Raw genomic sequence first — 14,352 nt, 5'->3', positions numbered from 1 at the left:
TCAGGTCCTGTGCGTCAGGCGGCGAGCGCCTCGGACAGGATGGCCAGCGCGCGATCGAACTGGGCGTCGGGGATGGTCAAGGGGTACAGGAAGCGCAGGACGTTGCCGTACACACCGCAGCTTAGCAAAATCAGGCCCTTTTCGATGGCGCGGGCTTGCACACGCTTGACCGCTTCCGCGTCCGGCTTGCCGGTGGCGGGATCGTTCAGTTCCAGGGCGACCATGGAGCCCAGGCCGCGCACGTCGGCGATGCCCGGCACCTTGGCGCGCAGGCCTTCCAGGTGCGCGCGCAGCTTGTCGCCCAGGGTGACGGCGCGTTCGCACAGCTTTTCCTCGGCGATCACGTCCAGCACGGCATGCGCCGCGGCAACCGCCAGCGGGTTGCCGGCGTAGGTGCCGCCCAGGCCGCCGGCGGCAGGCGCGTCCATGACGTCGGCGCGGCCGACCACGCCCGAGATCGGGAAGCCGCCGCCCAGGCTCTTGGCCATGGTGATCAGGTCGGCCTGGATCGAGTGGTGCTCCATGGCGAACAGCTTGCCGGTGCGGCCGAAGCCGGTCTGGACTTCGTCGGCGATCAGCAGGATGCCGTGTTCGTCGCAGATCTTGCGCAGCGCCGTCATCAGTTCCGGCGGGGTGATGTTGAAGCCGCCTTCGCCCTGGACAGGTTCCAGAATGATGGCCGCGACGCGCTTGGGATCGATGTCGCACTTGAACAGCAGGTCCAGCCCCTTGAGCGAGTCCGCCACGGTGATGGACTGGGTGGCGTTGGGGAAGGGCACGTGATAGATGTCGCCCGGCATCGGACCGAAAGACAGCTTGTACGGGGCGACCTTGCCGGTCAGCGCCATGCCCAGCATGGTGCGGCCGTGGAACGAACCCGAGAAGGCGATGACGCCCGAGCGGCCGGTGGCCGAGCGCGCGATCTTGATGGCGTTTTCGACGGCTTCGACGCCGGTGGTGAAGAAGGCGCTCTTCTTCAGGCCGTCGATGGGGGCGAGGCGGTTGATGCGCTCGGCCAGCGAGACATAGCCTTCGTACGGCACGATCTGGTAGGCCGTGTGCGTGAAGTTGTCCAGCTGCGCGGAGACCGCGGCCTTGATCTTCGGGTGCAGGTGGCCCGTGTTCAGGACGGCGATGCCGCCTGCGAAATCGATATATTCCTTGCCATTGGCGTCCCACAGGGTGGCGTTTTCGGCGCGCACCGCGTAGAAGTCGCACATGACGCCGACGCCGCGGGGCGTGGCCAGGGAACGGCGGGTATTCAGGTCCTGATTCTTCATCTCAGCCTCTGCGAGCATGATGGGGCGGGAAAACCTTATTTAATGCTACGATGGCCCCATTTGTGGGAACCACTTTTATAAATCGGGTAGAACCAATTGCGGTCCATAGTCGGTGACTTGCTGCAGCTGCGGCTGGCGGACGGCTCCAGCGAGCCCATGAACAAGCGGCTGTACCGCGGCATCCGCGAAGCCATCCTGGATGGAGCCATTGCCGCGGACTCGCGCCTGCCCGCCTCGCGCGACCTGGCGGCAGAGCTCGGCATCGCCCGCAACACCGTGGTCCACGTCTATAGCCAACTGCTGGCTGAAGGCTACACCCGCAGTCGCCAGGGCAACGGCACCTTCGTCAACGCCTCGGTGCCGGATTCCTACCTGGCCAGCGGCCGGCGCAAGCGCCAGCCGCCGCCCGCGCAGCCGCGCCCGGCGCTGTCGCCGCGCGGCGCCGCCATCGTCGACGGCGTCTCGGCCTCGCCCTACCAGTGGGGCGCCTTCATGCCCGGCGTGCCAGACCTGACCGAATTCCCGCACAAGAAGTTCGGCCGCATTTTCAGCGCCCTGTGGCGCAATCCCTCGCCCGACCTGCTGACCTACGCCTACGGCGGCGGGCTGCCGGCCCTGCGCGAGGCGCTGGCGCAGCATCTGGCGCTGACGCGCTCGATCGATTGCGATCCCGAGCAGATCATCATCACCGAAGGTTCGCACCAGGCCATCGACCTGACCACCCGCATCCTTGGCGAAGCCGGCGAGACCGCCTGGGTCGAGGATCCTGGCTACTGGGGCGCGCGCACCGTGCTGCAGGCCAACGGCCTGCACACCGTGCACCTGCCGGTGGACGAGGAGGGCATGCGCCTGCCGGAGACCGTGGGCACGCCGCCGCGCTTCATCTTCGTCACGCCCTCGCACCAGTATCCGCTGGGGCCGGTCATGTCGCTGACGCGCCGGCGCCAGTTGCTGGCGGTGGCGCGGCAAAGCGGCAGCTGGATCATCGAAGACGACTACGACAGCGAATTCCGCTTCTCCGGCCGGCCCATCGCTTCGCTGTTGGGCTTGGAACCCGACGCGCCCGTGATCTACATGGGAACCTTCAGCAAGACCTTGTATCCGGGCCTGCGCGTGGGCTACCTGGTGCTGCCCAAGACCCTGACCGCCGCGTTCCAGGCAGCGCACGCCGAGCTCTACCGCGAGGGCCACCTGATGACGCACGCGGCCCTGGCCACGTTCATCTCGGAAGGCCACTACGCCGCCCACATCCGCCGCATGCGCATGCTGTACGGACGCCGCCGCGCCATGCTGGTCAATCTGATTGAACGCAGGCTGGGGCCGGATTGGCTGCATCGCGACGCCAGCATGGCGGGGCTGCATCTGGTGCTGACGCTGCCCGAGGACATGGACGATCTGCGCGTGGTGGATGTGGCGCGCAGCAAGGGCGTGCTTACGCGCGCGCTGTCGCGCTACTACGTCAACGACGAGGGCCGCCGGCCGGGCCTGCTGCTGGGCTATGCCTGCGTGCCGGAGCACGACATTGCGCGCAAATTCGAGGTGCTGCTGGACAGCCTGAACGAAGTGGCGCGCGCGTCCGTCGCGCTGGCGGCGTCAGGCGGGCGCTAGCGCCGCCGCGAAGGCCGCGGCGTTGCGCATGCCCTGGTCTTCGAAGTTGGTGTTGAACACCGCGTGCGCCTGGGCGCTTTGCGCCGCCAGCCGCGCGAAGCGCTCGGCCAGTTCGGCCAGCTCCTGTTCCGAGTATTCGTATTGGAAGCGGCCCGAGGACGCGGCGCCGGACACGTTCCAGGCGGCCGTATTGCGTCCGTGCAGGCGCAGCAGCGTCAGCTCCGGATGGGTGCACTCCCAGACCGCGGGCACGGTGTTGTCGAAGCCTTGGGGGCTATCGACCACCGTATGGACCACGCCGAGATCGCGTTCGAAGGCCAGGGTGTCCGTGGTGGCGGAGGGCGACTCGAACCAGCTGCGGTGGCGGAATTCCACCGACACCAGGTGTTCTTCCATGCGACGCGCGCAGTCGGCCACCCGCGCCCGGCCGCGCGCGTCGCGCCGGATCCAGGGCGGAAACTGGAAATGCACCGCGCCCAGCTTGCCCGTCATGCGCAAGGGTTCCAGCGCAAGCTGGTAGCGGCGCCAGAGTTCATCGCGCAGGTCGGCGGGCATGCGGTCGTGGTAAATGACGGGTTCCGGCCAATCGGGCAGTTCGCGCCGGATGTCCGCGGGCAGCGCGGATAGCGGCGTCTGATGGCCGGTGAACAGCCGGAAGGCCTTGATGTTGAAGACGAAATCGTCCGGCGTGCGCTGCGCCCACAAGTAGGCGTTTTCGGCCGTGGGCATGGCGTAATAGCTGGAATCGACCTCGGCCATGGGAAAGCGCGAGGCATAGAAGCGCAGCCGCGCTTCGGCGCTGCGGACCTCGGGCGGGTAGAAGCGGCCGCAGGCCAGCAGGGTGGGATCGGTCCAGGAGGCGGTGCCGGTCAAGAGGCGCATGGCCACAGGCGAATCAGACTTTATTGAAAAAATTCTGTATAAATATACAGTGTTCATCCGAAGCCCGGCAATGTCCGGGCTCGCCGTTTTCAGCGGCTGCCTTGCTGCGGCCCCGCCCCATGTCCGACCAAACCGATACGTCCAACCCGTCCGCCGAACGCCCCGATCCCCTGGCCGATCTCAACCCCGCCCAACGCGAGGCCGCCGAATTCGGCGTGGCCGGCGCGCCGGGAGACGACGGCCCCCTGCTGGTGATCGCCGGGGCAGGCTCGGGCAAGACCAATACGCTGGCCCACCGGGTCGCGCACCTGATCCTGACCGGCGCCGATCCCCAGCGCATGCTGCTGTTGACCTTCTCGCGCCGCGCGGCGCTGGAAATGGAGCGGCGCGTGGGCTCGGTGCTGCAGCGGGTGATGAGGCTGCGCGCCACGCAGCAGGCGCCGTCGCTGCCCTGGGCCGGCACCTTCCACGCCATCGGCGCGCGCCTGCTGCGCGATTGCGCGCAACGCATCGGCCTGTCCGAGGCCTTCACCATCCACGACCGCGGCGACGCCGAGGACCTGATGGGCATGGTGCGCCACGAACTGGGCCTGTCGTCCACCAAGTCGCGCTTTCCGCTCAAGGGCACCTGCCTCGCCATCTATTCGCGCGTGGTCAACAGCCAGACCCCGGTGGCCGACGTGCTGAAGACCTCCTTCCCCTGGTGCGCCCAATGGGAAGACGAACTCAAGAACCTGTTCCGCGCCTACGTCGCGGCCAAGCAGGACCAGCAGGTGCTGGACTACGACGACCTGCTGCTGTACTGGGCCGAGATGATGGGCGACCCCGGCATCGCGGCCGACGTGGGCGCGCGCTTCGACCACGTACTGGTGGACGAATACCAGGACACCAACCGCTTGCAATCCGCCATCCTGCTGGCGATGAAGCCCGACGGCCGCGGCCTGACGGTGGTGGGCGACGATGCCCAATCCATCTATTCGTTCCGCGCGGCCACGGTGCGCAACATCCTGGACTTTCCGAACCAGTTTCCCAACCCGGCCAGGGTCATCACGCTGGACCGCAACTACCGTTCCACCCAGCCCATCCTGAACGCGTCCAATGCCGTGATCGGCCTGGCCACGGAACGTTACGCCAAGGACCTGTGGACCGATCGCCAGTCGTCCCAGCTGCCCGAACTGGTGACGGTCAGCGACGAAGCCGGCCAGGCGCGCTGGGTGGCCGACCAGGTGCTGGCGCAGCGCGAAGGCGGGGCCACGCTCAAGTCGCAGGCGGCGCTGTTCCGCACCGCCAGCCACAGCGCCGCGCTGGAACTTGAACTGACCCGCCGCAACATTCCCTTCGTGAAGTTCGGCGGGCTGCGCTTCCTGGAGGCCGCGCACGTGAAGGACCTGTTGTCGCTATTGCGCTGGGCGGAGAATCCGCGCGGCCGCATGGCGGGCTTTCGCGTGGCGCAGTTGCTGCCCGGCATCGGCCCGGCCACGGCGGGCAAGCTGATGGACGCCATGTCCGCCTCCGCCGAACCGCTGCGCGCGCTGCGCGAATTCAAGCCGGGCGCGGCGGCGCAGGAAGAGTGGGGCGCTTTCGCCGATACGTATGCGGCCTTGTGCGACCCCGCGCTGAAATGGCCCGCCGACGTGGACCTGGCCCTGCGCTGGTATGGCGCGCAGCTGGAACGCTTGTATGACGATGCGCGCGTGCGCCGCGCCGACCTGGACCAGTTGGTGCGCATCGCCGCGGGCTACGGCTCGCGCGAACGCTTCCTGACCGAACTGACGCTGGATCCGCCGGACGCCACCAGCGACGAGTCCGGGGCGCCGCATCGCGACGAGGACTACATGATCCTGTCCACCATCCATTCCGCCAAGGGACAGGAATGGAAGGCGGTCTATGTCCTGAACGTGGTGGACGGCTGCATCCCGTCGGACATGAGCACCGGCACGGCCGAGGAAATCGAGGAAGAGCGCCGCCTGTTGTATGTGGCGATGACACGCGCCAAGGAACGCCTGCAGCTCATCGTGCCGCAGCGCTTCTACGTGCACCAGCAGACCGGCATGGGCGACCGGCACGTCTATGGATCGCGCACGCGCTACATCACCAATGCGATGCTGCCGCTGTTCGATCACTTGCCCAAGCTGCCGGACCTGCCCGCCGGGCGCGCCGCGCCGAAGGAGCCTCAAGCGCCCAGCGTGGACGTGGCCAAGCGGGTGCGGAACCTGTTCTCGTAGGCTGGGCTATCATCGGCCGATACGCATAAGCTGTCCGGCAGGGATCGCATTGCAAAAGGGTGTTTATGTCTACTGAAGAACATACCGCCGACGACTCGAAACGAGAGGTCGTCGCATCGATCGCCTATGTGAACGGACGGCGGGAACGCGAGGTTCCCATCGACGAAGTCGCCCAGTACGTCAGCCAGGACCACGGCATGCTGTGGATCGGCCTGCGCAATCCGCGCCCGGAAGTGCTGGCGAAGGTCGCCAGCGAACTCGGCGCCTGCGACAAGAACCAGGAAGAAATGCTGGAATCCCACCGGCGGCCGAAGATCATCGACTACGGCAACATGATCCTCATCGTCGCCATCACGGTCGAGGTCGAGGCCGAGCGCCCCATCTTCGGCGAGACCCAGTTCCTGATCGGCGATGGCTTTTTGGTCACGGTGCGGCGCGGCGCCACCGCCGGCCATAGCCCCTTGCGCGAACGGCTGGAAGCCTCGCCCGACCTGCTCAAGCGCGGCAGCGATTATGTGGCTTCCGAACTGCTGGACTGGCTGGTGGATCGCTATGTAGCCGCCGCCGGCAAGATCGAATCCGTGGTCGAAGGCGCCGAACAGAAGCTGCTGATCCGAGGCGCCAAGGACTCGGACATCCGCAGGCTGTACCGGCAGCGCCGCGACCTGCTGCGCATCCATACCGTGGTGTCGCCGCTGGCCGAAATCTGCCGACGCCTGGCGCGGGTCGAGATGTCCGCGGTGGACGAGCATGCCCGTCCGTATTTCGGCGAGGTCGCCGACCGCGTGCTGCGCGTGGATGAACTTTTCAACTCGCTGCGCGAATCCCTGGCCTTCGCCTTTGAAGCCAGCCTGATGATAGGCCAGGCCGCGCAGAACGACACCACCCGCAAGCTGGCGTCCTGGGCCGCCATCCTGGCGGTGCCCACGGCCATTGCCGGCATCTACGGCATGAACTTTGAATTCATGCCCGAACTGAAATCGCCCTGGGGCTATCCGATCACGCTGGGTGTCATCGTGTCGATCTGTTCGGTCCTGTATTGGCGCTTCCGCAAGTCGGGGTGGCTGTAGCGGGCGACTCCACGCCTCGCCTTTATGGCAAACTGCCTGCGTTTTCCTTCCTGGAGCCTGGCTGGTGCGTGGCAAATCCCCTTTACGCGGCGGCAGCAAGCTGACCGCCCTGATCGTCGCCGTGATCCTTGCGGCGGCAGGCGCCATCGTCAACTGGCTGCAGCCTTCGGGAAGAGAGGGGCAGGACCGAGCTGAACGGCAGGCGCCTTCAGCCCAGGGCCGGCCCGGCGCGACGCTGGCTGGCGGCATTCCGCAGGGCAGCTATACGCTTACCGGCATGATCGTCAACGTGGCCGACGGCGACACCGTGACGCTGCGCGCGTCCGACGGTCAGCACCGCATCCGCATGGACAGTATCGATGCGCCCGAAGAGGGCCACGGGTCCGACCAGCCCGGGCAACCCTATGCCGAGGCCGCGCGCAAGAACCTGGCCGGCCTGGTCGCGGGCAAGACGCTAAGCGCGCAATGCTACGAGAAGGACCAGTACGGCCGGGAAGTCTGCGCCCTGATCCTGGATGACGGCCGTTCGGCCAACCGACTGCAGGTGGAGGCCGGCTACGCCTGGGCCTATACGGCGCGCCAGGGCGACTACCTGCGCGACAAGGCCATGCCGGACCTGCAGCGCCAGGCCAAGGCGGCCGGGCGCGGCCTGTGGGCGCAGCCCGGCGCCATGCAACCCTGGAAGTGGCGCTACGACTGCTGGCGGCAGCGCCAGTGCGGCTGAACCCGCGCTGGCCGGCCCGGAACGCCGCGCCCGAGCGCCGCCAGCCCTGGGGGATGCCTGGGTATGGTCCCCGGCCCGTGTTTGCTATCCTCTGTCGCAACGATTCGAAGGGAAGGTTTCCATGCGTGCATTGAAGCGGCTCTGGGCGGCGGCCATGCTGCTGTCGCTGGCGTTGGCGGGCTGCTCGCAAGAAAGCCCCATCAACAGCCCCTATCCGTCCGGCGCCGAAAGCCAGAACACGCTGTTTTCCGCCTTCGTCAAGCGATCTCCGAAGTACCTGGATCCGGCCAGCTCTTATTCCGGCGACGAGACCCCTTATACGTACAACATCTATGAGACGCTGTACGGCTACCACTACCTGAAGCGGCCCTACGAGCTGGTGCCGCGCGCGGCGGCGTCGATCGACCCGCCCGTCTACCTGGATGCGCAGGGCAATACGCTGCCCGCCGACGCGCCCGGCGAGCAGATCGCGCAAAGCATCTACGACATCAAGATCCGGCCGGGGGCGCGCTACGCGCCGCACCCGGCATTCGCCCGCAAGACCGATGGCAGCTACGACTACTTTCCGCTGGCGCCGGGCGAACTGGACGACAAGTTCTACATTCCCGATTTCCCGCGCACCGGCACGCGCGAACTGACGGCCGACGATTACGTCTACGCGTTCCGGCGCCTGGTCAGCCCGCGCGTGGTGTCGCCGATTTCCAGCCTCATGACCGAGCACGTGACGGGCCTGAAGGAGTATGCGGACCGGTTGCGCCAGCGCGACCAGGCGCTGCGGCAAGACATGCCGGGCGGTGCCGGTGCGCCCTGGCTGGACCTGCGCGAGGCCGACGGCTTTACGGGCGTGCAGGCGCTGGATCCGCACACGCTGCGCATCCGCGTGAACGGCAAGTACCCGCAGTTCAAGTACTGGCTGGCCATGACCTTCACCGCGCCCATCCCCTGGGAGGCGGACCGCTTCTACAGCCAGCCCGGCATGGCGGCGCACGACCTGTCGTTCAATACCTGGCCAGTCGGCACCGGCCCCTACATGCTGGTGGAGTCGCTGCAGAACCGCCGCCACGTGCTGGGCCGCAACCCCAACTTCCACGGCGAACCCTATCCCTGCGAAGGCGAGCCCGGCGACGCGGCCGCGGGGCTGCTGGCCGACTGCGGCAAGCCCACGCCCTTCATCGACCGCGCGGAATTCAGCGTTGAAAAGGAAGCCATCCCGCTGACCGGCAAGTTCCTGCAGGGCTATTACGACGTGCCGCAGATCGAGCGCGGCGAGTACGGCGTGGCCATGCTGGTCGCGGCGGGCGACAGCCAGGACAAGGCGCGCCTGTACAACGAACACGGCATCAAGCTGCCCACGACCGTCGAGACCGCCAACTGGTACATGGGCTTCAACTGGCTGGACCCGGTGGTGGGCAAGGGCGACACGCCGGAGCAGGAAGAACGGAACCGCAAGCTGCGCCAGGCCATCAGCATCGCCTTCGACTGGGAAGAGTACGTCGCGGTGTTCGAAAACAGCCAGGCTTCAGTGGCCTACGGCCCGGTGCCGCCGGGCGTGCTCGGCTACCGCGAACCGCCCGAGGGCGTGAACCCGGTGGTCTACAACCTGGTCGACGGCAAGCCCGTGCGCAAGTCCGTGGACGTGGCCCGCCGCCTGCTGGCCGAAGCCGGCTACCCAGACGGCCGCAACGCCAAGACCGGCGCGCCGCTGGTGCTCTATTACGACTCGATGCAGGGCGGCGGCTCCAATCCGCAGTTCGACTGGATGCGGCGCCAGATGGCCAAGATCGGCGTGCAGCTGGACGTGCGCGCCACCGACTACAACCGCTTCCAGGACAAGATGATGCGCGGGTCCGCGCAGATCTTCCTGTGGGGCTGGAACGCCGACTATCCCGACGCCGAGAACTTCCTGTTCCTGCTGTACGGTCCCAACGCCAAGGCCAAGGGCGGCGGCGAGAACGCGGCCAACTACGCCAGCCCCGAATACGACCGCCTCTTCGAGCAGATGAAGTTCCTGGACGATGGCCCTGAAAAGGAACAGCTCATCGCCAAGATGACCGCCATCGTGCAGCGCGACGCGCCCTGGATGTTCGGCTATTTTCCGATGTCGGGCGGCGCCTACCAGCAATGGGTCGGCAATGCCAAGCCGACCCAGATGGTACGCAATACGCTGCAGTACATGAAGATAGACCCGGTCCTGCGGCAGCAGAAGATCGACGAGTGGAACTATCCGAGGTGGTGGCCCATAGGCCTGTTCGCGCTGTTGCTGGCGCTGGCGATATGGCCGTCGTATGTGGCGCTGAAGCGGCGTGAACGGCAGACGGCATTCGCGCCGGCCCTGGGCAAGGAGCATCAATCATGATCGGCTACGTGATCCGCCGGTTGCTGTACGGCGTGCTGATCCTGATCGGCGTGAATCTTTTCACCTTCATCCTGTTCTTCGCCGTGAATACGCCCGACGACATGGCGCGGCTGGCCATCGGCGGGCAGCGCGCCAACCAGGAAGCCGTGGAGAAATGGAAGGTCGAGCGCGGCTACGACAAACCGCTGTTCTTCAACGCCAAGGCGCAAGGCGCGGCGCAGCTGACCGACACGGTGTTCTACCAGCGTTCGGTGCCCTTGCTGGTCATGGACTTCGGCGCGTCGGACGGCGGACGCGACATCGGCCGCGAGATCAAGACGCGCATGGGCCCCAGCCTGGCGCTGGCGGTGCCTACGTTTTTCCTGGGGCTCTTCGTCAGCATTGTCTTTTCCCTGACGCTGGTGTATTTCCGCGCCACGCGGCTCGATTTCTGGGGCGTGGTGGTCTGCGTGCTGCTGCTGTCCATCTCCAGCCTGTTCTACATCATCGCCGGCCAATGGGTCTTTGCGAAGCTGCTGCGGCTGGTGCCGTTCTCGGGCTTTTCGGGCGGGCTGGACGTGGTCAAGTTCCTGGCGCTGCCGGTACTGGTCGCGATCGTGTCGCGGCTGGGTCCGGAGGCGCGCTTCTACCGCACCCTGTTCCTGGAGGAGATCGGCAAGGACTATGTGCGCACCGCACGCTCCAAGGGCCTGGCTGAACGCATCGTGCTGTTCCGGCACGTGCTGCGCAACGCCATGCTGCCCATCCTGACCAGCACGGTGGCCGCGCTGCCGCTGCTCTTCATGGGCAGCCTGATCGCGGAGTCCTTCTTCGGCATTCCCGGCCTGGGCAGCTACACCATCGACGCCATCAACGCGCAGGACTTCTCCATCGTGCGCGCCATGGTGTTCCTGGGCGCCGCCCTCTATATCGTGGGGCTGATCCTGGCCGACATTTCCTACACGCTGGCCGACCCCCGCGTCCGATTCGAGTAGCCGCCATGCCCAAGTTCGTCTTCCTCTGGACCGATATCGCGCTGTGGCTCATGGTGCTGGGCGCGCTGGCCTATGTCTGGCATGTGCGGCGCAGCCCGAACCTGCGCGCGACCTGGGCGCGCGTGGCGCGCGACACGCCCGCCATGTGCTCGGCGGTGATTCTGGCCGCGTTCGTGGTGGTGGGTCTGCTGGACTCGGTGCATTACCGGCCGCTGCTGCCGCCGGCCCCCGGCGCGGCCGCCGACGCACCGCCGGCCTATGCGCCCGCGGTGCGCTCGGCGCTGGACGGGCTGCTCACCGGCTCGGTGCTGACGACGCCGGAAAAGACCTATTCCGAGCCCTTGGCGATACGGCAGTTCACCAAGGAAACCATGCTCGTCAACGACAAGCCGGTGCGCGACTTTCCCCGGCTGCGAGGGGCGGGCGTGCATCTGGAAGACGCCGATCGCGACCACCTGGGCGATGTCGCCAAGCGGCTAGGGCTGGGCCTGGCCGCAGGGCTTGCGGTGTCCGCCGTCGTGATCGGGCTGATGTATGCGGGCTTGGCCAGGCGGCGCGCCGCAAGGGCCGCCGAGGAGGCGGCTTCGGACGTGCCCTGGCGCGCCATGGCCGTCACCTTCACGCTGCTGTGCCTGACGGCGGGCGCCCTGGCCGGCCTGTCCAGCGGCTATCACGCGCTGGGCACCGACCGCATCGGCAACGACGTGTTGTGGCAGGCGCTCAAGAGCATCCGCACCGCGCTGGTCATCGGCAGCCTCACCACCATAGCCATGCTGCCGCCGGCCATCGTCTTCGGCATCGCCGCCGGTTATTTCAAGGGCAAGGTCGACGACGGCATCCAGTATCTCTACACCACCATCACCTCGATTCCAGGCGTGCTGCTCGTGGCCGCCTGCGCGTTGATGATGCAGGTGTACATCGACAATCACGCCGACCTGTTCGACACCTCGGCCGCGCGCGCCGACCTGCGGCTGTTCCTGCTCTGCATGATCCTGGGTTTCACGGGCTGGGCCGGGCTGTGCCGCCTGCTGCGCGCCGAAACCCTCAAGCTGCGCGAGCTGGAATACGTGCAGGCGGCGCGGGCCTTCGGTGTCTCGCACTGGCGCATCATGACCCGCCATCTGCTGCCCAATGTGGCGCATCTGGTCCTGATTACCGTGGTGCTGGAATTTTCCGGCCTGGTCCTGTACGAGGCGGTGCTGTCCTATCTGGGCATAGGCGTGGATCCCAGCATGAACTCCTTCGGCTCCATGATCGATGGCGCCCGTCTGGAAATGTCCCGAGACCCGATGATCTGGTGGAACCTCTTGACCGCATTCCTGTTCATGCTGGCGCTGGTGCTGGCCGCCAACCTGTTCGCCGACGCGGTGCGCGATGCCTTCGATCCGCGTACGCGCCGCTACAAGCCTGGCCGCATGGCGCGGTTCGGCCTGTTCGGCCGCGCACCGCGTACGGCCCTGGCGACCGATACGCGCCAGTCCCGTCCGGGAGATGCGCCATGAGCCAGGCTCCCTTGCTTGAAGTGCACGGCCTGGACGTCGATATCGCCGGCGAAAGCGGCATGACGCATGCGGTCAAGCGCCTGCAGCTGGCGATCTCCAGGCGCCAGACCTTTGCGCTGGTCGGCGAATCGGGGTGCGGCAAGAGCATGACGGCGCTGGCGCTCCTGCGCCTGCTGCCCGACGCCGGCCGCATCGTGGGCGGACAGATCGACCTGGACGGAGAAGACCTCAACCGCCTGCCGGAAAGCGCCATGCGCGGCGTGCGCGGCGGGCGCATCGGCATCATCTTCCAGGAGCCGTCCACCAGCCTGAACCCGGTCATGCGGGTGGGCGACCAGATCATCGAAACGCTGATCGCCCATACTCCCTTGCGTGGCGCGGCGGCGCGCGCCCGAGCCGTGGACTGGCTGCGGCGGGTAGGCATCCCGGAGCCCGAGCGGCGCATCGACGACTATCCCTTCCAGTTCTCGGGCGGCCAGAAGCAGCGCGTCATGATCGCCATCGCGCTGGCGGCCGAGCCCGTGCTGCTCATCGCCGACGAGCCCACCACCGCGCTGGACGTGACGGTGCAGGCGCAGGTGCTGGACCTGCTGGCCGACATCCAGCGGGAAATGGGCATGGCGGTGCTGCTGATCACCCACGACCTCGCGGTGGTGAAGAACGTCGCCCATCATGTGGCGCTGATGCGCGGCGGCGAGATCGTTGAAAGCGCCGACGCCGAGGAATTCTTCCGCGCACCCAAACATCCCTATGCGCGGCAGTTGTTCGAAGCGATCCCCACGTTTGAAAAGCGCGGCACGCCGCTCACGGCAAGCGGCCGCGAGGCCATGGCGCGCGACGAGGCCCGGCTGGCCGCCAGCGCCCAGGCGGGCGAAGCGGCAGTGGTGCTGGACGTGCAGGACCTGAAGGTCCATTACCCCGTGCGCAAGGGGCCGCTGCGGCGCATCGCAAGCTGGGTCAAGGCCGTGGATGGCGTGACCTTCACCCTGAAGGCGGGCGAGACGCTGGCCTTGCTGGGCGAGTCCGGCTGCGGCAAGACCACCACGGGCAAGGCGCTGCTGCGCCTGATCGACGGCGCACGCGTTTCAGGCCGGGCCATGCTGCAAGGGCAGGACGTGCTGTCCGCGGACCGGCGCACGCTGCAGCGCCTGAGGCAGGACATCCAGATCGTGTTCCAGGATCCCTATGCCTCGCTCGACCCGCGCATGCGGGTGGGCGACATCCTGGATGAGGGGCTGGCGTCCCTGCGCAGCGGCATGGACAAGGAATCGCGCCGCACGCACGCCGCAAGGCTGATCGAGCGTGTGGGCCTGCCGTCCAATACCCTGGCGCGCTATCCGCATGAATTCTCGGGCGGCCAGCGTCAACGGATCGCCATTGCGCGGGCGCTGGCGGTCGAGCCCAAAGTGTTGATCTGCGATGAGCCCACATCGGCGCTGGACGTTTCCGTGCAGGCCCAGATCCTGGACCTGCTGCGCGAGCTGCAGGCAGAGTTGGGCATCGCCTACCTGTTCATCACGCACAACTTCGGCGTGGTCGAATATCTGGCGGACCGCATCGCCGTCATGGACGGCGGGCGCATCATCGAATTGGGACAGGCCGATGCGGTTCTGCACGAACCGCGCCAGGACATGACGCGCAGGTTGCTGGCCGCGGTGCCGCGCCTGCACTTCGGGCCGCGCGAAGCGGCCTGATCCGGCGTTCGAAGCAGCGGGGGCAGAGGCCCCCGCC

The 14,352-nt window shown here is 67.1% G+C and carries 10 protein-coding genes; 8 read left to right on the top strand and 2 right to left on the bottom strand.

Translation table 11 applies throughout. The features are described from left to right. Positions 1-14 precede the first annotated feature (14 nt). Positions 15-1,280 carry a 4-aminobutyrate--2-oxoglutarate transaminase gene (locus tag DXK93_RS10560; protein ID WP_119450023.1) on the bottom strand — a complete coding sequence of 422 codons (1,266 nt, stop codon included), beginning with the start codon at positions 1,278-1,280 and terminating at the stop codon, positions 15-17. A 96-nt stretch (positions 1,281-1,376) separates the two neighbouring features. Here DXK93_RS10560 and DXK93_RS10555 point away from each other — a divergent pair, with 96 nt between their 5' ends. Continuing rightward, entirely contained in the window at positions 1,377-2,888 is a 1,512-nt protein-coding gene (locus DXK93_RS10555) for a PLP-dependent aminotransferase family protein (protein WP_367648240.1), read from the top strand. Here DXK93_RS10555 and DXK93_RS10550 read toward each other — a convergent pair. Next, on the bottom strand, positions 2,874-3,770 hold the full coding sequence (locus tag DXK93_RS10550; protein WP_054453679.1) for a DUF72 domain-containing protein: 897 nt from the start codon (positions 3,768-3,770) through the stop codon (positions 2,874-2,876). The two genes, DXK93_RS10555 and DXK93_RS10550, sit on opposite strands and share 15 nt — an antisense overlap. Positions 3,771-3,889: 119 nt before the next feature. Between DXK93_RS10550 and DXK93_RS10545 the strand changes: the two genes are divergently transcribed. From DXK93_RS10545 to DXK93_RS10515, 7 genes are all read left to right on the top strand, one after another. Then, on the top strand, positions 3,890-5,995 hold the full coding sequence (locus DXK93_RS10545) for an ATP-dependent helicase (RefSeq protein ID WP_054453041.1): 2,106 nt from the start codon (positions 3,890-3,892) through the stop codon (positions 5,993-5,995). Positions 5,996-6,060: 65 nt separating this feature from the next. Continuing rightward, positions 6,061-7,065: a magnesium and cobalt transport protein CorA gene (locus tag DXK93_RS10540; RefSeq protein ID WP_054453040.1), complete on the top strand. Its 1,005-nt coding sequence runs from the start codon at positions 6,061-6,063 to the stop codon at positions 7,063-7,065. Positions 7,066-7,129: 64 nt separating this feature from the next. Further along, positions 7,130-7,789, top strand: coding sequence for a thermonuclease family protein (locus DXK93_RS10535; protein WP_119450022.1), 660 nt, complete (start codon positions 7,130-7,132; stop codon positions 7,787-7,789). Between the two features lie 121 nt (positions 7,790-7,910). Beyond that, the gene (locus DXK93_RS10530) at positions 7,911-10,145 is read left to right on the top strand and encodes an ABC transporter substrate-binding protein (RefSeq protein WP_119450021.1); all 2,235 of its coding nucleotides are present in this window, start codon (positions 7,911-7,913) and stop codon (positions 10,143-10,145) included. Beyond that, on the top strand, positions 10,142-11,119 hold the full coding sequence (locus DXK93_RS10525) for an ABC transporter permease (RefSeq protein ID WP_054453034.1): 978 nt from the start codon (positions 10,142-10,144) through the stop codon (positions 11,117-11,119). The genes DXK93_RS10530 and DXK93_RS10525 overlap by 4 nt, the downstream gene beginning before the upstream one ends. Before the next feature lie 5 nt (positions 11,120-11,124). Next, positions 11,125-12,621 carry an ABC transporter permease gene (locus tag DXK93_RS10520; RefSeq protein WP_054453032.1) on the top strand — a complete coding sequence of 499 codons (1,497 nt, stop codon included), beginning with the start codon at positions 11,125-11,127 and terminating at the stop codon, positions 12,619-12,621. Next, positions 12,618-14,315, top strand: a complete 1,698-nt coding sequence (locus DXK93_RS10515; protein ID WP_054453030.1) for an ABC transporter ATP-binding protein — start codon at positions 12,618-12,620, stop codon at positions 14,313-14,315. Before DXK93_RS10520 ends, DXK93_RS10515 begins: the two co-directional genes overlap by 4 nt. Positions 14,316-14,352: the final 37 nt, after the last annotated feature.

Origin of the sequence: Achromobacter sp. K91 (assembly GCF_003576205.1) — a bacterium.
Classification (GTDB): domain Bacteria; phylum Pseudomonadota; class Gammaproteobacteria; order Burkholderiales; family Burkholderiaceae_B; genus Achromobacter; species Achromobacter aegrifaciens.
Note: the sequence above shows the minus strand (reverse complement) of the source record. Positions and strands in the feature narration are given on the sequence as shown.

Coding starts and splice junctions, on each gene's coding strand:
- DXK93_RS10545 (WP_054453041.1), top strand. CDS start 3,890: ATGTCCGACCAAACCGATACGTCCAACCCGTCCGCCGAACGCCCCGAT.
- DXK93_RS10550 (WP_054453679.1), bottom strand. CDS start 3,770: ATGCGCCTCTTGACCGGCACCGCCTCCTGGACCGATCCCACCCTGCTG.
- DXK93_RS10540 (WP_054453040.1), top strand. CDS start 6,061: ATGTCTACTGAAGAACATACCGCCGACGACTCGAAACGAGAGGTCGTC.
- DXK93_RS10515 (WP_054453030.1), top strand. CDS start 12,618: ATGAGCCAGGCTCCCTTGCTTGAAGTGCACGGCCTGGACGTCGATATC.
- DXK93_RS10525 (WP_054453034.1), top strand. CDS start 10,142: ATGATCGGCTACGTGATCCGCCGGTTGCTGTACGGCGTGCTGATCCTG.
- DXK93_RS10560 (WP_119450023.1), bottom strand. CDS start 1,280: ATGAAGAATCAGGACCTGAATACCCGCCGTTCCCTGGCCACGCCCCGC.
- DXK93_RS10530 (WP_119450021.1), top strand. CDS start 7,911: ATGCGTGCATTGAAGCGGCTCTGGGCGGCGGCCATGCTGCTGTCGCTG.
- DXK93_RS10520 (WP_054453032.1), top strand. CDS start 11,125: ATGCCCAAGTTCGTCTTCCTCTGGACCGATATCGCGCTGTGGCTCATG.